General features: G+C 74.1%; 17 protein-coding genes. 8 read left to right on the top strand and 9 right to left on the bottom strand.

The genetic code is table 11. The features are described from left to right. Positions 1-11 precede the first annotated feature (11 nt). Positions 12-2,105 (top strand): ABC transporter permease, encoded by a 2,094-nt coding sequence (locus MRBLMG1_RS30655; RefSeq protein WP_367827416.1) that lies wholly within the window; start codon positions 12-14, stop codon positions 2,103-2,105. 127 nt (positions 2,106-2,232) lie between these two features. Beyond that, on the top strand, positions 2,233-2,586 hold the full coding sequence (locus tag MRBLMG1_RS30650; protein WP_367827415.1) for a hypothetical protein: 354 nt from the start codon (positions 2,233-2,235) through the stop codon (positions 2,584-2,586). 196 nt (positions 2,587-2,782) lie between these two features. Here MRBLMG1_RS30650 and MRBLMG1_RS30645 read toward each other — a convergent pair whose 3' ends face one another. Then, positions 2,783-4,333: an MFS transporter gene (locus tag MRBLMG1_RS30645; RefSeq protein ID WP_367827414.1), complete on the bottom strand. Its 1,551-nt coding sequence runs from the start codon at positions 4,331-4,333 to the stop codon at positions 2,783-2,785. A 143-nt stretch (positions 4,334-4,476) separates the two neighbouring features. Between MRBLMG1_RS30645 and MRBLMG1_RS30640 the strand changes: the two genes are divergently transcribed. Further along, a complete protein-coding gene (locus tag MRBLMG1_RS30640) occupies positions 4,477-5,202 on the top strand; it encodes a TetR/AcrR family transcriptional regulator C-terminal domain-containing protein (protein ID WP_367827413.1) in 726 nt (241 codons plus the stop codon). Here the strand turns inward: MRBLMG1_RS30640 and MRBLMG1_RS30635 are convergent. From MRBLMG1_RS30635 to MRBLMG1_RS30625, 3 genes are all read right to left on the bottom strand, one after another. Continuing rightward, positions 5,151-6,659 carry an MFS transporter gene (locus tag MRBLMG1_RS30635; protein WP_367827412.1) on the bottom strand — a complete coding sequence of 503 codons (1,509 nt, stop codon included), beginning with the start codon at positions 6,657-6,659 and terminating at the stop codon, positions 5,151-5,153. The genes MRBLMG1_RS30640 and MRBLMG1_RS30635 overlap by 52 nt on opposite strands. 194 nt (positions 6,660-6,853) lie before the next feature. Beyond that, a complete protein-coding gene (locus MRBLMG1_RS30630) occupies positions 6,854-7,213 on the bottom strand; it encodes an ArsR/SmtB family transcription factor (protein ID WP_367827411.1) in 360 nt (119 codons plus the stop codon). Positions 7,214-7,241: 28 nt separating this feature from the next. Next, positions 7,242-7,448, bottom strand: coding sequence for a cold-shock protein (locus MRBLMG1_RS30625; protein WP_367827410.1), 207 nt, complete (start codon positions 7,446-7,448; stop codon positions 7,242-7,244). Positions 7,449-7,675: 227 nt separating this feature from the next. On the opposite strand from MRBLMG1_RS30625, the gene MRBLMG1_RS30620 reads away from it, so the two are divergent. Beyond that, on the top strand, positions 7,676-8,068 hold the full coding sequence (locus tag MRBLMG1_RS30620; RefSeq protein ID WP_367827409.1) for a deoxyxylulose-5-phosphate synthase: 393 nt from the start codon (positions 7,676-7,678) through the stop codon (positions 8,066-8,068). On the opposite strand, the gene MRBLMG1_RS30615 is transcribed toward MRBLMG1_RS30620, so the two are convergent. From MRBLMG1_RS30615 to MRBLMG1_RS30605, 3 genes are read right to left on the bottom strand one after another with little or no spacing between them, the layout of a single operon-like run. Further along, positions 8,031-8,627, bottom strand: coding sequence for a TetR family transcriptional regulator (locus MRBLMG1_RS30615; RefSeq protein WP_367827408.1), 597 nt, complete (start codon positions 8,625-8,627; stop codon positions 8,031-8,033). The two genes, MRBLMG1_RS30620 and MRBLMG1_RS30615, sit on opposite strands and share 38 nt — an antisense overlap. 29 nt (positions 8,628-8,656) lie before the next feature. Continuing rightward, a complete protein-coding gene (locus tag MRBLMG1_RS30610) occupies positions 8,657-9,985 on the bottom strand; it encodes an amidohydrolase (RefSeq protein WP_367827407.1) in 1,329 nt (442 codons plus the stop codon). After that, on the bottom strand, positions 9,982-11,283 hold the full coding sequence (locus tag MRBLMG1_RS30605) for an MFS transporter (RefSeq protein ID WP_367827406.1): 1,302 nt from the start codon (positions 11,281-11,283) through the stop codon (positions 9,982-9,984). The genes MRBLMG1_RS30610 and MRBLMG1_RS30605 overlap by 4 nt, the downstream gene beginning before the upstream one ends. A gap of 62 nt (positions 11,284-11,345) precedes the next feature. Here MRBLMG1_RS30605 and MRBLMG1_RS30600 point away from each other — a divergent pair, with 62 nt between their 5' ends. Together MRBLMG1_RS30600 and MRBLMG1_RS30595 are read left to right on the top strand one after the other, a co-directional pair. Next, a complete protein-coding gene (locus MRBLMG1_RS30600) occupies positions 11,346-12,437 on the top strand; it encodes an Lrp/AsnC family transcriptional regulator (protein ID WP_367827405.1) in 1,092 nt (363 codons plus the stop codon). Positions 12,438-12,606: 169 nt separating this feature from the next. Further along, positions 12,607-13,275 (top strand): ScbR family autoregulator-binding transcription factor, encoded by a 669-nt coding sequence (locus MRBLMG1_RS30595; RefSeq protein WP_367827404.1) that lies wholly within the window; start codon positions 12,607-12,609, stop codon positions 13,273-13,275. A 73-nt stretch (positions 13,276-13,348) separates the two neighbouring features. Here the strand turns inward: MRBLMG1_RS30595 and MRBLMG1_RS30590 are convergent, their stop codons facing one another. Together MRBLMG1_RS30590 and MRBLMG1_RS30585 are read right to left on the bottom strand one after the other, a co-directional pair. Then, positions 13,349-14,335, bottom strand: coding sequence for an NAD-dependent epimerase/dehydratase family protein (locus MRBLMG1_RS30590; protein WP_367827403.1), 987 nt, complete (start codon positions 14,333-14,335; stop codon positions 13,349-13,351). A 16-nt stretch (positions 14,336-14,351) separates the two neighbouring features. Further along, a complete protein-coding gene (locus MRBLMG1_RS30585) occupies positions 14,352-15,302 on the bottom strand; it encodes a ScbA/BarX family gamma-butyrolactone biosynthesis protein (RefSeq protein WP_367827402.1) in 951 nt (316 codons plus the stop codon). A 120-nt stretch (positions 15,303-15,422) separates the two neighbouring features. Here MRBLMG1_RS30585 and MRBLMG1_RS30580 point away from each other — a divergent pair, with 120 nt between their 5' ends. Further along, positions 15,423-16,103: a ScbR family autoregulator-binding transcription factor gene (locus tag MRBLMG1_RS30580; protein WP_367827401.1), complete on the top strand. Its 681-nt coding sequence runs from the start codon at positions 15,423-15,425 to the stop codon at positions 16,101-16,103. Between the two features lie 125 nt (positions 16,104-16,228). Continuing rightward, a partial coding sequence (locus MRBLMG1_RS30575) for an acyl-CoA dehydrogenase family protein (protein ID WP_367827427.1) occupies positions 16,229-16,385 on the top strand: 157 nt, incomplete at its 3' end.

Below are 16,385 nucleotides of genomic sequence, written 5' to 3'. Positions count from 1 at the left end.
CAGGAACTTCGATGAAACGAGCAGGCGTACGCACGCCCGGAGCCCGCGTTCCCGTCATCCTGGCCGTGCCGGCACTCCTGGCCGTCGCGTTCCTGACCATGCCGCTGATCGGCATCCTCGTACGGACCGAGTGGGGCGAGCTCGCCGACCACCTCGGTTCGCCGGGAACCGTCCAGGCCCTCAAGCTCTCCCTGCTCGTGTCGTGCTGGGCTCTCGGGCTCTCCCTCTTCCTCGGTGTCCCGCTGGCCTGGCTGCTGGCCCGGGTGCCGTTCCCCGGCAAGGCGGTCGTCCGCTCCCTCGTCCTCCTGCCCATGGTGCTGCCGCCCACGGTCGGCGGCGTCGCGCTGCTCCTGGCCTTCGGCCGGCGCGGCCTCCTCGGACCGTGGCTCGAGTCCGCCTTCGGCATCACCCTGCCCTTCCACACCTCGGGCGCCGTGCTCGCCGCGACCTTCGTCGCCATGCCCTTCCTCGTCATCAGCCTCGAAGGCGCACTCGGCGGACTGCGTCCCCGGTACGAGGAGACCGCGGCCTCTCTCGGCGCCTCCCCGGTACGGGTCTTCCTCACCGTCACGCTCCCCATGGTCGCGCCCGGCCTGATCGCGGGCGCGGCCCTCACCTGGGCGCGCGCCCTCGGCGAGTTCGGCGCCACCATCACCTTCGCCGGCAACCTGCCCGGCACCACCCAGACCCTGCCCCTCCAGGTCTACCTGCTCCTCCAGGACGAGCCGGAAGCGGCCACCTCCGTCTCTCTGCTGCTGCTCGCCATCGCCATGGCCGTCCTCATCGCCCTGCGCGGCCGCTGGACGGGCGCCCCCCAGGACCGCCACGGCCGTCCGGCCCCGCCCCCCGGCCCGGAGGACGCGGCACCGTCACCTTCCCCGGCCCCGGCCCGGGAGCCTGTACCCACGCCCGCCCCCTCCCGGAAGGCGGACGTCGACACCGGCCCGGAGACCGGCAAGGCGGAGCGCGGCGCGGGGGCCGGGCAGCCGGAGCGCGGAGCGGAGCCCGGGCAGCCGGAGCGCGGAGCGGAGCCCGGGCAGTCAGAGCCCGGCGCAGGGGCCGAGGCGCCGCGGTGGCCGTTGCACGCCGAGGTCACCGGCTTCACCCGGCTCGTCCTCGACGCGGACGCGGGGACGACGATCGCCGTGGTCGGGCCGAACGGCGCGGGCAAGACCACGCTGCTGCGCGCGCTGCTCGGTCTGACGCCACGGGCCCATGCAGCCCTCCGGCTCGGCGACACCGACGTCACCGGGCTGCCGCCGCACCGGCGGCGGGTGGCCTGGGTCCCGCAGGACGGGGCCCTCTTCCCCCATCTGACGGCCCTGGCCAACACGGCGTACGGCCTGCGGGCCCAGGGCGTCCCTCGGACCGAGGCACGGCGAGAGGCCCGCGCATGGCTCGACCGGCTGGGCGTGGGCCACCTCGCGCACCGGCGTCCCGCGCAGCTCTCCGGCGGGCAGGCCCAGCGGGTCGCGCTCGCCCGGGCGCTGGCCGCCCGGCCCCGGCTCCTCGTCCTCGACGAGCCGCTCGCCGCCCTCGACCAGACCACCCGCGCCCACGTCCGGCACACCCTGCGCACGCATCTCGCCGGGTTCGGCGGCGTGTGCCTCATCGTCACGCACGACCCCGTCGAGGCCGTGTCCCTCGCCGACCGCGTCCTCGTCCTCGACGAGGGGCGCGCCCTCCAGTACGGCATCCCCTCCGAGGTCACCCGGCACCCCCGCTCCCCGTGGGTCGCCCGGATGCTCGGCCGCAACGCCTGGTCCGGCACCACGACCGCCGACGGCCTCGCCCTCCCGGGCGGCGGCACGCTCGTCGCCGCCGATCCCCTGCCGCCCGGCGCCGAGGCGCTCGCGGTCATCCCGCCCGAAGCGGTGGCCGTCCACCGTGCGAGGCCCGGCGGCAGCCCCCGTAACGTCTGGCCCGGCACCGTACGCGAGATCACCGCCAGCGGCAGCCGCCTGCGCGTCCTCGTCACGTCCGACCAGGTGCCCGACCTCGTCGCCGAGATCACCCCCCAGGCCGCCGCCGAACTCGGCCTCGCCGACGGCGTGTCCGTCTGGACCAGCGTGAAGGCGACCGAGGCGACGGTCGTGCCGCTCTGATGGTGCCCGCGGCCGGGTGACACGTCCGATCGGGCGTTGAACTCGCCGTGGGCCGTGTCGCGGCCTCCGGCGTCGGGAGGTGTCGCATATCTGTGAGCCCATGGCCAACGACTACAGGGATCGTCCGATGTCCGCCCCGCACGATCGTCCGCACCCGCTGGTGGACCCGTACCTACGGATCATTCTGAGCGCGCTCGGTCCACGGAGGGCGACGGCGTTCCTGACGGCGGCGCTCAAGGCGCACCAGGAGGAGCGGGCCCGCGAAGGAACGATTCAGCTCGGGTTCTGCGCCTATCTCTCGGACCGGCTGGGCGAGACGTGGGGGCGGACGCTGGCCGAGATCTCCGCGTGGGAGGCGATGCAGGCGGTCCGCCGGCTCGTCCGCGCCGACCCGGAGGCCGACCTCGGGCGGCAGCTCTCGCACGGCCTCGCGCTCGCTCTCGCCGTGGCGTCCGGCCCCACGCCGACGGCGGCGCGCTGACGGAAGCCCACGGACAGCGGCCCACTGACATCGACGCACCGACGGCGGCTCACCGACGAGGGATCGGTGCCGGGGGTCGGTGCCGGGGGTCGGTGACGAGGGATCGACAACTGCGACTCACCGGCGATGGCCCGGTGGCACACGGGAAGGAGCCGGCGCCCCTGGGGCGCCGGCTCCTTCGTCGAGGGGGTGGCGGTCAGGCGAGGGACTCCGTCTTCTCCGCCGTCTCCGCCATCCCCGCGTTCTCCGCCGTCTCCTCCGTCGGCTCGTCGGCGGCGGGGGTGGTCGCGGCCGGCTTGGTGTCACGCATGACCAGGGTGGCCAGGACGGCGGCGGCGAGGACACCGAGGGCGCCGATGGTGAAGGTGGTGGACATCGCGGAGGTGAAGGCCTCGCGGGCGGCCTCGACGAGGCGGGTGTCGCCCTGGGCGGTGGCGAGGGCGCCACCGATCGACTGCTTCGCCTGCTCGGGGGCGTCGGCCGGCATTGCACGGGAGTAGGTGCTCGTGAGGAGCGAGCCGAGGATGGCGATGCCGAGGGCGGTGCCGGCCTGCTGGATCGTGTCGTTCAGGGCGGAGCCGACACCCGCCTTCTCCGCGGGGATGGTGCTCATCAGCGCACCGACGGCGGCCGGCATCGCGAGGCCGGCGCCGAGGCCGAGCAGGCCGAGGGCGACGGCCGGGACGGTGAAGCCGGAGTCGGGGCCGACGGTGGTGAGGAGGCCGAAGGCGGAGGCCATGACGAGCATGCCGACGAGGATCAGGATCCGGTTGCCGGTCTTCGCGGCGAGGCCGGCGCCGGCGCCGTTGCCGATCAGGGCGGCGACGGCGAGCGGGACGAAGGCGAGGCCCGCCTTGACCGGCGAGTAGCCCAGGACGAACTGCAGGTACTGGGTGAGGACCAGGAGCAGGCCGCCGTTGCCGATCTGCACGAGGGTCAGCGAGAGCGAGCCGCCGCTGAAGTTGCGGTGCTTGAAGAGGACCAGCGGCACCATCGGCTCGGGGGTGACGTTCTCCCAGACCACGAATCCGCCGAGGGCGACGACGGCGACCGCGAGGGTGACGAGTCCGCGGCCCGCGAAGGCGCCGTGCTGCGGGATCTCGATGATCCACCAGATCAGGGCGGTCATGCCGACGACGGAGAGGATCGCGCCGAGCGGGTCGGGCTTCTGCCACGGGCCCTTGGACTCGGGCATGAGGGTCAGGGCGGCGAGGACGGCGAGGGCGACGACCGGGACGTTGATGAAGAAGATCGAGTGCCAGGAGAAGTGGTCGATCAGGAAGCCGCCGAGGACGGGGCTGCCGACCAGGCCGAGCATCGAGACCGAGCCCCAGGCCGCCATCGCCCGGGGGCGCTCGTCCTCGTCGAAGACGGTGATGAGGATGGAGAGCGTCGAGGGCATGATCAGCGCGCCGCCGACGCCCATCGTGATCCGGGCGGCGATGACCTCACCGGGGCTGGTGCAGACCGTCGCGGCCAGGGAGGCGGCCCCGAAGAGCAGCAGGCCGATGATCATGACCTTCCGCCGGCCGAAGCGGTCGCCGAGGCTTCCCGAGGTGAGCAGGAGTCCCGCGAAGACCAGGATGTAGGAGTCCAGGATCCACTGGATGTCCTGGGCGCTCGCCCCGATGTCCTCGGTCATGGAGGGGACCGCGACGGTCAGCGCCATGCTGTCGACCACCAGGACCAGGGTGCTGAGGCACAGCACGACCAGGATCCACCAGCGGCGTGGGTTGCGGGTTTCCATCGGGAGTTCCCCCTCGGTTCTCGTTCGCCTTGCTTCGTTGCGAACACTGTACGCAGCTGCGCACAGTGTTCGCAACCCCCGGCACCTGTACGCTGAATGCGCACGCCGTACGCAGAGAAGGTCGCACCCGTAGAAGGAGGACCATGGCCGCCAAGGCGAACCCCGTACCGTCCGTGTGGGCACGCGAGCAGTCCACCCCCGACCAGCCCGCGCTCAGCCGGACCGCGATCGTCCGCGAGGCGATCGTCATGCTCGACGCCGACGGCATCGAGGCGCTCAGCATGCGCAAGCTGGGCGCCCGCCTGAACGCCGGAGCGACCTCGCTCTACCGCCATGTCGCGACCAAGGACGAGCTCATGGAGCTCGCCGTCGACGAGGTCGCCGCCGAGATCACCGTCCCGGCCCCCGGCGGCCCCTGGCGCGAGGCCGCCGCCGAGGCCGCCGCCGCCTTCCGCGCGACGGCCCTGCGGCACCCGTGGCTCTCGTCCGTCCTCGGACAGGCCGGCCTCGCCTATCTGGGCCCCAACCTCATGGCGTACTCCGAGCGCCTCGCCGCGCTCTTCGCGGCCACCGGGTTCCCCGAGCCGAGCCGCGCGATCGACACCCTCCTGTCGTACGTCATCGGCATGAGCACCACCGAGGCCGCCTGGCTCACCACGGTCGCCCGCTCCGGCGACACCGAGGCCGAGTTCATCGCCCGCCTCATGCCCGCCGCCCAGCAGGCCGCGGCCGACCACGACCACCTCGCCGAGGCGTACGCCGACGCCGCCGTCCACGCCACCGTCGACCCGGTCGCCATCCGGGACGCGAAGTTCTCCTACGGCCTGGACGTGGTCCTCGACGGCCTGGAGATGCGCCTCCCGCGCTGACCGGGCGCCGAGGCAGCCGATACGGACCGAGCCGGGGCGGACCGAGCCGCAGCGGACCGGCCCGGAGCCGGCCGCCCGGACACGTGCGGTCCGGACCCGGGCTCCTTCGGCCAGTGCCGGTGCAGCGCGTCGATACGGAAGTCGTGCGCGTGCGCGCCGGCCGCCCCGGCCAGGTGCGGGTGACCGGCGGGGAGTTCCGGGTGGGCGTGCGGCAGCTCCGCCGGGTCCGTGCGGGGCCACAGGCGGGCCGCGCCCACGGCCCCGAGCAGGGCGACCGCGCCGAGCACGGCCGCCGCGACGGCGGGTCCCGCCCCCACCGCGAGCAGGCCCGCGAGCGGGTAGGTGACGAGCCAGCACGCGTGCGAGAGGGAGAAACGGGCCGCGAAGGCGGCGGGCAGGTCGCCGCTCGCCGCCGAGCGGCGCACCACCCTGCCGCCGGGGGTGAGCACCGCCGAGCCGGCCGCGCCGACGACCGACCAGAGCGCGAGCAGGGCGGGCCACGACCACGCACCCGGCGGGACGGCGAGTCCCGCGGCGAGCAGCCCGAGGGCCGCCGGCAGCACGAACGCGGCCCGCACCATCACCGCGCGGTCGTCGGCCCGCCCCAGGACGCGCGGCAGCAGCAGGGCCACGGCCATCGACCCCGCCCCGTACGCGCCGAGGGCGAGCGGTACGTCCCCGGCGCCGCGCCCCAGGGTGTCCCGTACGAGCAGCACGGTGCCGACCAGGACCACGGCCCCGGCCGCCGCGACGGCCAGGTCGAGGGCGAGGAGGGCCCGCAGGCGGGGGGTCGCGAGCAGGAGCCGGGTCCCGAAGGCCACCTTGGTGTAGACGCGCCGGGCCCGGCCGCCGTGCCCCCCTGCGTCGGCGGGCAGGGCTCGCGCCGGTGGAGCGGGCAGGGCGGTCGAGCGGACGAGGAGTCCCGAGGCGAGGAATCCGGCGGCGGTGCCGGTGAAGAGCCAGCTGTAGGGGACGACGGTGAGCAGGGCGGCGGCGAGCACGGGGCTCGCGAGGCTCTCCAGGTCGTAGGCGAGCCGCGAGAGCGAGAGGGCCTCCGTGTACTCCCGGTCCTCCGGCAGGACCCGTGGGATCGTCGCCTGGAACGCCGGGGTGAAGGCGGCGGACGCGGCCTGGAGCAGCAGGATCAGGACGTAGACCTGCCACACTCGGGTGACGAACGGCAGGGACAGCGCGACGGCCGCCCGCGCCAGGTCCATCGAGACCAGCAGGGCGCGCGGGGGCACGCGGTCGGCGAGCGCGGTGACCACCGGGGCGATTCCCACGTACGCGGCCATCTTGATCGCGAGGGCGGTGCCGAGCACGGCGGCGGCGTCGGCGCCCGCGAGGTCGTAGGCGAGGAGGCTCAGCGCCACGGTCGCCAGGCCGGTGCCGGCCAGGGCGACGACCTGGGCGCCGAGCAGGCGCCGGTAGGTGCGGTTGCGCAGCACGGACAGCATGGACGCCCCCGGTCGGGCCGCGGCGGACTGCGGACGTCTCCACGGTAGCCGACATGTGCATGGGTGCGCACATGTTCACCGGGAAGGGAGCCCGGCGCGGGGAGCGACTATCGCCCCGACCACCCACCCCCGTCGACCCTCGCCCTCGCCTCCGCCTTCGGCCCCGGCCCGCCCCGGCCCCGGCCCCGACCCCCTCAGGAGTGCCAGGGCTCGCCGCTCACCTCGTGGTCGGCGCGGCTGACGGCCTCGACCACCAGGCGCTTCAGGTGGCCGTCCGGCATCGCGTACACAACGCGGCGGCCGTCCTTGCGGGACTGGACGAGCCCGCCGAGCCGCAGCTTCGCCAGGTGCTGGCTCACCGCGGGCCGGGCGGCCCCGCAGGCCTCGGTCAGGGCGGTCACGTCGGCCTCGCCGCGGGTGAGCAGCCACACGAGGTGGAGCCGGGTGGGGTCCGAGAGCAGCGCGAAGACCCCCGCCGCGGCCGCGAGTTCGCGCGGGCCCGGCGTCCGCTCGTGCGCATGGGAGGCGGCCGCGGGATCCACGTGTTCGGACATGCGCCCATCGTAGGCAGCACCGGCGGCCTCAGACGCGCAGCTCCTTCGCCTCGAAGCGGCCCTCCCCGAGCACCAGGACGAAGGAGACCTGCTGGCCCTCCGAGAGGCCCCGGTCCCCGCCCTCGATGTCCTCGGCGCTGAAGTACACCTGCTCCTCGGAGCCCACGGGGACGACGAACCCGTACCCGCCCAGACGGTTGAAGGAGTGCACGAACCCTATGCTTCTGCCTTCCACGGCGGCCTCCCTCGCGTCACCGGCGATGCCCCTCAAAGGACATGTACCCCGTGCGCCCGCCCTTCGCCATCCGGGCCCGGGGCCCGGTTGGCAGCGGACCCCCACGACCTCGTACAATCTTCAACAGAGGCCCGGTGCCGGCTATCCCCCGTGTCCGGCACCGGGCCTCGCCGACTTCTCCCGGTAAACCCGTGGAGCTCCTCGCGGCCGGTGCCTACGCTGCCCCCATGCCGCCCACGAAGACGTCCTACGTGTGCCTGCCGTGCCGCGCCTCGTACAAGCAGCACCCCGACACCGACCGGCGGCGGGTCTGCCCCCGGTGCGCGAAGGAGCTCGTCCACGTGGGATCGGCGTTCGCCGCGCCCCGGCGGCGGGACACCGAGGCCTGGCGGACGCTGTCGGTGCTCCTCCACGCCGGAATCCGGTTCCACAAGGACTGCTGCTTCGGCGGGTCGGGCTACCGGCCCAGGACCCTGCGCGAGGTCCGCGAGCGCATGACGTACGCGGCCCGCACCGGCACCCCCTTCGAGCGGGCGCTCGTCCTGCGCGAGGTCCCGTGGACGGGCACGACGGGCGGACCCGTCAGGCGCCGCCGCCCGGGTACGCGATCCTCGCCGTGATACGGGCGATGCGGCGGGCGGACTCGTCCGGGGAGGCGACCGGCTGCACGATGTGGCTGACGGTGAGGCGGACGATGGTCTCGACGGCGAGGCCGCGCGACTCCTCGTCGACGTCGGGCCACGCCTCGATCGCGTAGGCGTCGAGCATCGTCATGGCGGTGCCGAAGACCGGTTCGGGGCGGGTGGTGAGGTAGGCGAGGAGGTCGTCCTCGCCACCCCGGGCCGCCAGCAGCACGCTCTTGACGAGCGGGTTGTCCACGGCCTGCTGGAGGGTGTAGCCGACACCGGCGGAGGCGGCGGCCTCCAGGTCTCCCCGATGGGCGTCGAGTTCGCGCTCGATGCCGAGCAGGAAGCCCTCCAGCTCGCGCTGGACCAGGGCCTTGCCGATGGCCTCCTTGGACCCGAACTCGTTGTAGAGGGTCTGGCGGCTGATGCCGGCGGCCCGCGCGATGGCGGTCATGCGCAGGCCGCCCCACCCCTCGGCGGCGACGAGGCGGTAGGCGGCGTCGAGCACCTGCTCCCGCAGCAGGGACCGAACACTCTCGCGAAAACGTGTCATCGTGGCCCCACTTTAGCCACCGGTCGACGTCAGGCGCCGGGGGCCTCGTTCCGCAGCCAGGGGGCGGCGGCCGCGAGCAGCGCGGTGACGCCGAGGGGGATCGTCGGCCCGGGGACGGGGGCGAAGTGCGGCGAGTGGTTGGCCGGGACGGTGTCGGGCAGGCCGTCCTCCAGGAGGGAGTCGGGATCGACGTCCGCGTACAGGGCGGGGTCGGCCCCGCCGAAGTGCCAGAAGACCGAGGGGACGCCGAGCGCGGTCCCGAAGACGCCGAAGTCCTCGCTGCCGGTGATGACCTGAGGCAGCGTGAAAACCCGTCCCTGGCCCAGGACTTCGGCGAGGGAGGCGTGCACGACGGCGGTCGCCCCGGGCTCGTTCACCGTGACGGGGAAGGAGTTGAACGGGGTGATCTCGGGCTCCTTGGGGGCGCCCGACGCGGCGGCCTCGGCGCGGACGATGCGCTCGACGGCGGCCAGGATCCGGTCCCGCACGGCCGGGGTCGTCGAGCGGATGTTGATCCGCAGTTCGGCGGTGTCCGGGATGATGTTCTCCTTCGTCCCGGCGTGCAGCGAGCCGACGGTGACCACCGCGGTCTGCGAGGCGCCGATCTCCCGGGACACCACGGTCTGGAGCCGCATGACGACCGCGGCCGCCATCACCACCGGGTCGACGGCCGTCTCCGGCGCGGAACCGTGCCCGCCGCGCCCGAAGAGCGTCACCCGGAGGCTGTCGGAGGCGGCCATGACCGGACCCGGCCGGGTGCCGAAGAAGCCGACCGGGGCGGGGGCCACGTGCTGACCGAGGCAGACCTCGGCGCGCGGGAAGCGGTCGAGGAAGCCGTCCTCGATCATGGCGGGCGCGCCGCCGACCTCCTCGGCCGGCTGGAAGACGGCGACGACGGTGCCGTGCCAGGTGTCGCGGAGGGCGGCGAGCTGGCCGGTGGCGCCGAGCAGGCAGGTGACGTGCACGTCGTGCCCGCAGGCGTGCATGACGGGGACCTCGTTGCCGTCCGGGTCGGTGCCGGTGGCGGTGGAGGCGTACGGCAGCCCGGTCTCCTCCCTGACGGGAAGGGCGTCCATGTCGGCGCGGAGCAGCACGACGGGTCCGGGTCCGTTGGCGAGGACACCGACCACGCCCGTACGTCCGACGCCCTCGGTGACCTCCCAGCCCTGCTCGCGCAGCCGCGCGGCGACGATCCCGGCCGTACGGACCTCCTGGAAGGACAGTTCGGGGTGGGCGTGCAGGTCCTCGTAGAGGGCGACGAGCCCGGGCAGCCGCTCGCCGAGACCGGCGAGGAGGGGGCCGAGGGGCGAGGCCAGGGGCGCGGCGAGCAGGGCGGCGACGGGCGGCACGGCGGTCATGCGGATTCCTTTGCGGGGCTCGGGTGGCGGGGTGTGCGGTCGGCGGCGGCGCGGAAGGCCTCGGCGTCCTGCGGGGTCAGGCAGGCCATGACGGCGGCGACGGCCGCGCCGAGGACGAGGAAGCCGAAGGCGACCTGGAAGGAGAAGGCGTCGGCGAGCGCGCCCATGACCGGCGGGGCGACCATGCCGGCGACCTGGCCGCCGAGGATGATCACGGCGCTGCCCACACCCACGTAGGCCGGGGTGAGGCCGGCGAGGGGGACGGCGAAGATCGGCATGTACGCGAGGGAGGCGGCGAAGACGGCGACGGTGCCGAACACGACGAAGCCGGTGAGCGAGGGCGTGTTCGCCATGAGGAGCAGGGCCACGGCGGCGACCCCCATGCCCGGCACGATGATCCGGCGGTGGTGGCCGCCGAGCCGGTCGGACAGCCGGCCGCCGAGGACGGTGGCGACCGCGGCGCCCAGGGCGGGCACGGCGAGCAGGACCCCGGCCGACGTGAGGGAGACCCCGTGCTCCTCGGCGAGGTACGACGGGACCCAGGTGTTCAGGCCCCAGACGATGGTGTTGTAGCCGAACATCATGAGGGCGAAGCGCCACAGGACGCCCTTGCGCAGGACCTCGCGGAGGGCGGGACGGGCAGCGGGGTCGCCGCCGGCGGCGCCCTCCACACCGGTCCCGCCCTCCGTCCGGGGCAGGGGCGCCGGGAGCCAGAGGCGTACGGCGACGAGGGCGAGGATGCCGAGGGCGGCGGTGGACCAGAACGCGGAGCGCCAGCCGAAGGCGGCGATGAGCGGGGCGACGGCCAGCGGGGTGATGACGGCCGCGAGAGCGTTGGAGCTCATGATCGTGCCGTTGGCGCTCATGCGCTCCTCGGGCCGGGTGCGCTCGACGAGGACCTTCATGGAGGCGGGCGGGAAGACGCCCTCGGCGATGCCGAAGGCGAAGCGGAGGGCGAGCAGGACCGCGAAGGACCAGGCGAAGCCGGTGAGCGCGGTGAAGACCGACCAGGAGAGCAGGGCCCAGAGGGTCACCCGCCGGCCGCCGAACCGGTCGGCGAGCATGCCGCCGGGGATCTGGCAGAGCGCGTAGGCGAGGAAGAAGGCGGAGACGACGAGGCCCTGTGAGGCGCGGTCGAGGTCGAACTCGGCGCCGATGGACGGCAGGACCAGATTGATCACGAGCCGGTCGGCGTAGTCGACCAGCCAGGCCGCGAACAGCAGGACGACGGTGAGCCGGACGGCGCCGCGGTGCGCGGGCGACGCCGCCGGGGGTGCGGGAAGGGTCGGAGCAGGCACGGTACTCCTCTGCCGGTGGCCGAAACTGGTCGTCGGCCCGAAGTGCCCCTACGATCCGGTCCATGAGCGAGAGCCCCCTCGAAACGCCGGAATCCGTCGGAACCAGGGATCCGTCGCAGGATTCCCTCACCGAGACGTCCGGCACGGGGTTCTCCGAGCTGGACCTCGCCCTGGTCGACGCGCTCCAGGCCGCCCCGCGGGCCCCCTGGACCCGGATCGGGCAGGCGCTCGGGGTGAGTGCGACGACGGCGGCCCGCCGGTTCGAACGGCTCCGCGCCGAGGGGCTCGCCTGGGTCACCGCGTACGACGCGGCGAAGGCGGCCACCGTCGCCTACGTCGAGGTGCGGTGCAGGCCGCGCGCCTTCGACCGGGTGAGCGCCGAGGTCACGGCGCTGCCGTGGGTGTTCAGCGTCGACGAGACCGCCGGGGACTTCGACCTCTTCCTGTCCGTCGCCGCGGCCGACCTGCCGTCCCTGGGGCGCGCGGTGCACGGGACGATCGGCGGACTGCGCGGGGTCCGCTCCACGCGGACGAGGGTCGGCATCACGCTGTACGGGGAGGGGCGCGACTGGCGGATGCGGGCGATGAACCCGGCGGAGCGGGCCGGGCTCGGCGGGCCGCGCAGCGCCCGGCCCCGGACCTACAGCACCCACCTCCACGAGCGGCCCGCACCGCAGGACCAGGCGATCCTCACCGCGCTCGGCGGAGACGGGCGGCTCGGGTACGCGGAGCTCGGCGCGCGGACGGGGATGAGCGAGCACACGGCCCGGCGCCGGCTCCAGCGGATGATCCGGGACGGCGACATCTCGCTGCGCTGCGATCTCGCGCACCCGCTCGCCGGGCTCTCCACGATGGTGATCTACCGGACGTCGGTGCCGCACACCCTGCTGGAACGGACGGGCAACGCCCTGGCCCGCCTCGAACAGGTGCGGATGTGCGTGTCGGTGAGCGGTCCGTACAACCTGCTCGTCCTGGTCTGGCTGCACGGCCTCGGCGCCGTGGACCCGTTCGAGGCGCTGCTCGCGGAGCGGTTCCCCGGGCTCGTGGTCCAGGACCGGACGGTGGCGCTGCACACCCCCAAGCGCATGGGCTGGCTCCTCGACGAGCAGGGGCGGGCCACGGGCCGGGTCCCGCTGGGTCCGCCGGGACGCTGAAGCGGGGGGGAGCGGCACTGCCGCCGCCACCCCATGATCGCCGAAAGGGCCCTGGCGGACGCGAAAGGCTCGTACAATACCAAGCAGTCTGTTATGAGTTGTCGAGCGGCATCGGCACGACGCGGCGCGGGCCCGCGCCGCCGAGACGCAGGGTGCTACGGAGCCATGGGTGACCAAACAAGAGCGGGCCGCGCGGACCCGTGACGCGCTGATCAAGTCGGCGGCCGGTGAATTCGACCGCCGTGGCTACGACTTGGCCACCTTGTCCGTGATCAGCTCCGGGGCCGGCGTGAGCCCAGGGGCGCTCCACTTCCATTTCGAGAACAAGGCGGCGGTCGCCGCCGCCGTCGAGTGCGAGGCGGCCGCCCGTCTGCGCCGCGCGGCCCGGATCACGCACCGTCGGCCGTCGAACGCCCTGCAGAACCTCGCCGACACCGTGCACGCCCTGGCCCGGCTGCTCCGCGAGGACGTCGTCGTCCGCGCGGGCTTCCGGCTCAGCTGCGCGGACGACCGGCGTACGGAACTGAATCTGCGACAGGAGTGGCAGAGCTGCGTGCAGCAGCGGCTCGCGGAGGCGGCCGACGAGGGGCTCCTCGCCTCCGGCCCGGGCGGCCAGCGGGACCTCGCCCGGACCGTCGTGGCCGCCACCGTCGGCCTGGAGGCCCTCGGCCGCGACAACGACGAATGGCTTTCCCCGCGCACGGTCACCGGCCTCTGGCAGACCCTCCTGCCGCTGCTCGCCGGTCCCGGGGCGCTCGCGGACCTGGAACCGGCGGGCACCGCGGCCCCCGGTCGGCTGACGGTCCGTCCGCGCTCCGTCCCCGTGACCGGGGGCTGATCCGCCCCGGGGCCGGCCCGGCCCCCGGGCCGCCCGCCGACCCGGTCCCGGTCCGCCCCGGACTCCGGGCCGGTCAGGCCCCGCCCAGGAACTCCCGGTACCAGTCCATGTGTTCGGCGATCCCGGCGGTGTAGCCCGGCCCCTGATCGCAGGCCCACTCCCGCCAGGGGCGGTCGTCGTCGAACCAGTGGTCGGTGGCGAGCATGGCGAGGTGGTGCAGCCCGAAGGGGAGGTCCGCGAGGAGCTCGCGGGCCTCGGCGATGTCCACGGCGGGCCCCCGGGCCGGGCCCGGGCGGCCGGTGAGGAGCGCCTCGCAGGGCGCGAGCAGTTCCGCCACCGGCACCGGTTCGGGATGGGTGACGTAGTACGGGCCCGCCGGCGCCCGCTCCGACAGCGCCGCGCCGAGCAGGGCCCGGGCCAGCCCGTCGACCCCGGTCACGGAGTGCAGCGAGGAGCCCGCTTCGAGCGGGCCGGGCAGTGCGGCGAGCAGCCGGACCAGGCCGGGCAACAGCTGCCGGTCGCCCGCGCCGTAGACGAAGTGCGGCCGCAGGACGGCTCCGCCCGCGGCCAGGACGTGCCGCTCGCCCGCCGCCCGGGTGCGGCTCGTCACCGAGCCGGGGGCGAGCGGGAGGGTGCCGGGGGCCGCGGCCCGGAAGGGTCCACGGCCGTGGACCGAGGCGGTGCTCAGGGCGACGATCCGGGTCACGCCGGCGCGTACGGCGGCGTCGACCAGGGCCCGGGTGCCCTCGTCGTTGACCGCGCGGGCCGTCTCCTCGTCCCCGCCGATCGCCGAGGCGCAGTGGATCAGCACGTCGACTCCCGCGCAGGCGCGACGGAGTGACGCGGGGTCACGGAGGTCGCCGACGACGGTCTCGAAATCCGGTCGGCCGTCCTGGTTCCGTTCCTGCCCGGCGGAACCGGTCGCCGATGCGTGCGCGGTCGGCGGAAGGGGGCGGCGGGCGAGCAGCCTGAGGTGCCCGACGTCCGTCCGCGCCGCGGCCGTCGCCGCCACCCGGCCGCCGATGAACCCGGTAGACCCGGTGATCAGGATGCGAGGCATGTCGTTCCCGTCCGGATCAGGACGCACGCCGGCCGTCGAGGCCGCCGACGGCCACCGCCAGGGACCGGGCCGGGGAGGTGAGGGTGGCGACGAAGACGGACCGGCCGTCCTGTCGGCCTTCGACCCGGACGGTGGACACCGACGGGTCGGTGCCGGGCACGGTCTCGGCCTCGATCCAGCAGGGGCCGTCGAGTTCGGCGTAGCGCGAGAAGGAGACGTCCATGCCGGCGGGCAGGTACGCGCCGGTGCCGATCGTCATCGCCGCCGCCTGCCGGGCGGCCTCCAGGAGCAGCATCCCCGGTATGTGGTCGTTCGGACGGCGGAAGAGCGTGGGGTGCCCGGTGTTGACCCGCAGCTGCCACTGGCCGGGCCTGGTACCGGGCGCCAGGACGACGTCCCTGGCGTGCTCGCGGCCGACCAGGTGCGGGTCCACGCCCGGGATCAGCGGGACGGGCCGGCCGAGCGCGGCCATCCGCTCGCCGCGGATCCGGCGGTAGGCCTGGGCGGAGGTGGCGCGGGCCAGGGCCCCGCCGGTGGCGAGGTGCCGGCCGTCGCGGGTCAGGACCACGGTGGTGCGCAGGTTCCCGAGCCGGCCGCCGCGGCTGCCGAGCTCGGAGCAGACGACGTCCAGGGTGATGTCGGAGGAGAGGCCGTCCACGGCGAGCGCGTCGGGGTCGGCGGTGTAATGGAGGCCCCACATGACGAACTGGTCCTCCACGGGTACCCCCAGCTCGGCATGAGCCACGAGCATGGTGGCCTGACGTATCGTCTCGGCCACCAGCACGGGGTCGTGACGATCCCCTGCCACCGGAGAGAAGAAGGGATGTGTGGCGGGCCAGTGGGCCGTAACGGAGAACCGGTCGTCCCCCAGCTGTGTCCAGCCCGTGGGGATGATGTCCGCGGGGTCGGCTCGGTGTACGAACTCCCCGGGAACGCGCGCCGCCGCTCCGCGACCGTCCTGATCCATGGATACCCCTTGCGTCCCCGCGCCCCCGGGCGGTATGTCCGCCCTGCATAGAATACGTACAGCCCGGTTTTCTTTTCAATGCTTCACGTCTCACGTTGAGCACAGACGGCAGGAGGCGCCTTGGCGCAGCAAGCGCGTGCAATCAAGACCCGACGGGCGATCCTGGAGGCGGCCGCGACGGTGTTCGCGGAGCGCGGTTACGAGCGGACGACCATCGGGGAAATCCTGGTGCGCGCCGGCGTGACCAAGGGTGCGCTGTACTTCCACTTTGCTTCCAAGGAAGAAGTAGCCCTCGGTGTGCTCGATGCGCAGATGCTCGACGTGCCGCTGCCGCCGCGGTCGATCAAGCTGCAGGAGCTCGCGGACCAGTGCTTCCTCCTCACCCACCGTCTGCAGCACGACGCCCTGGTGCGCGCCAGCGTCGGCCTGGCCCTGGACACCGGCGCCACCGGAGTCGACCGGGTCGGCGCCTTCCAGGCCTGGATCGACGAGGTGTCGGCGATCCTGACGGCCTCGCACGCGCGGGGCGAGCTCCTCGTGCACGTGGACGTGGCGGACACGGCCAGGCTCTTCTGCGGAGCCTTCTCCGGGGTCCAGGCGATGTCCCAGATCCTGTGCGATCGCGAAGATCTGGCACATCGGGTCTCCGTCCTCCTCCAGCACTTCATGCCGAGCATCTGCACGCCCGCGCTGCTGACCAGCCTCGACCTCGGCGAGGGTCGCGTGGCGCAGCTGGCGGCCGAGTACGAGGAGCAGGTGCTCCGTCGGGAGCAGGACTCCGCCGGCGACACACACGGTTAACAGAACCGACCAGACGGTTGCTTCAGCGCCCCGACGCGGAACAGCGTCGGGGCGCTCTGGCGTCGTGGCACTGAGTGTGTTTTGCTGAGGGTACTCAGTGCCACAAGCGTCTAGGGGACCACATCATGGGCAAGGACTTCGACCTTTATCGGCCTTCCGAGGAGCACGACATGCTCCGGGAGTCGGTCCGTGCGCTCGCGGAGGCGAAGATCGTTCCGTTCGCGGCGGCGGTGGACGAGGAGGGCCGGTTCCCGCAGGAGGCGCTGGACGCGCTGGTCGCCA

Source organism: Streptomyces sp. LMG1-1-1.1, assembly GCF_040815545.1.
In the GTDB taxonomy this organism is placed as follows: domain Bacteria; phylum Actinomycetota; class Actinomycetes; order Streptomycetales; family Streptomycetaceae; genus Streptomyces.
This window is presented reverse-complemented; position numbering and strand designations above follow the sequence as displayed.

Excerpts from the sequence above, each read along its gene's own strand:
- MRBLMG1_RS30610 (WP_367827407.1), bottom strand. The coding sequence starts at position 9,985 with ATGACCGCCGTGCCGCCCGTCGCCGCCCTGCTCGCCGCGCCCCTGGCC.
- MRBLMG1_RS30655 (WP_367827416.1), top strand. The coding sequence starts at position 12 with ATGAAACGAGCAGGCGTACGCACGCCCGGAGCCCGCGTTCCCGTCATC.
- MRBLMG1_RS30615 (WP_367827408.1), bottom strand. The coding sequence starts at position 8,627 with ATGACACGTTTTCGCGAGAGTGTTCGGTCCCTGCTGCGGGAGCAGGTG.
- MRBLMG1_RS30585 (WP_367827402.1), bottom strand. The coding sequence starts at position 15,302 with ATGGATCAGGACGGTCGCGGAGCGGCGGCGCGCGTTCCCGGGGAGTTC.
- MRBLMG1_RS30645 (WP_367827414.1), bottom strand. The coding sequence starts at position 4,333 with ATGGAAACCCGCAACCCACGCCGCTGGTGGATCCTGGTCGTGCTGTGC.
- MRBLMG1_RS30650 (WP_367827415.1), top strand. The coding sequence starts at position 2,233 with ATGTCCGCCCCGCACGATCGTCCGCACCCGCTGGTGGACCCGTACCTA.
- MRBLMG1_RS30635 (WP_367827412.1), bottom strand. The coding sequence starts at position 6,659 with ATGCTGTCCGTGCTGCGCAACCGCACCTACCGGCGCCTGCTCGGCGCC.
- MRBLMG1_RS30620 (WP_367827409.1), top strand. The coding sequence starts at position 7,676 with ATGCCGCCCACGAAGACGTCCTACGTGTGCCTGCCGTGCCGCGCCTCG.
- MRBLMG1_RS30590 (WP_367827403.1), bottom strand. The coding sequence starts at position 14,335 with ATGCCTCGCATCCTGATCACCGGGTCTACCGGGTTCATCGGCGGCCGG.
- MRBLMG1_RS30600 (WP_367827405.1), top strand. The coding sequence starts at position 11,346 with ATGAGCGAGAGCCCCCTCGAAACGCCGGAATCCGTCGGAACCAGGGAT.
- MRBLMG1_RS30640 (WP_367827413.1), top strand. The coding sequence starts at position 4,477 with ATGGCCGCCAAGGCGAACCCCGTACCGTCCGTGTGGGCACGCGAGCAG.
- MRBLMG1_RS30630 (WP_367827411.1), bottom strand. The coding sequence starts at position 7,213 with ATGTCCGAACACGTGGATCCCGCGGCCGCCTCCCATGCGCACGAGCGG.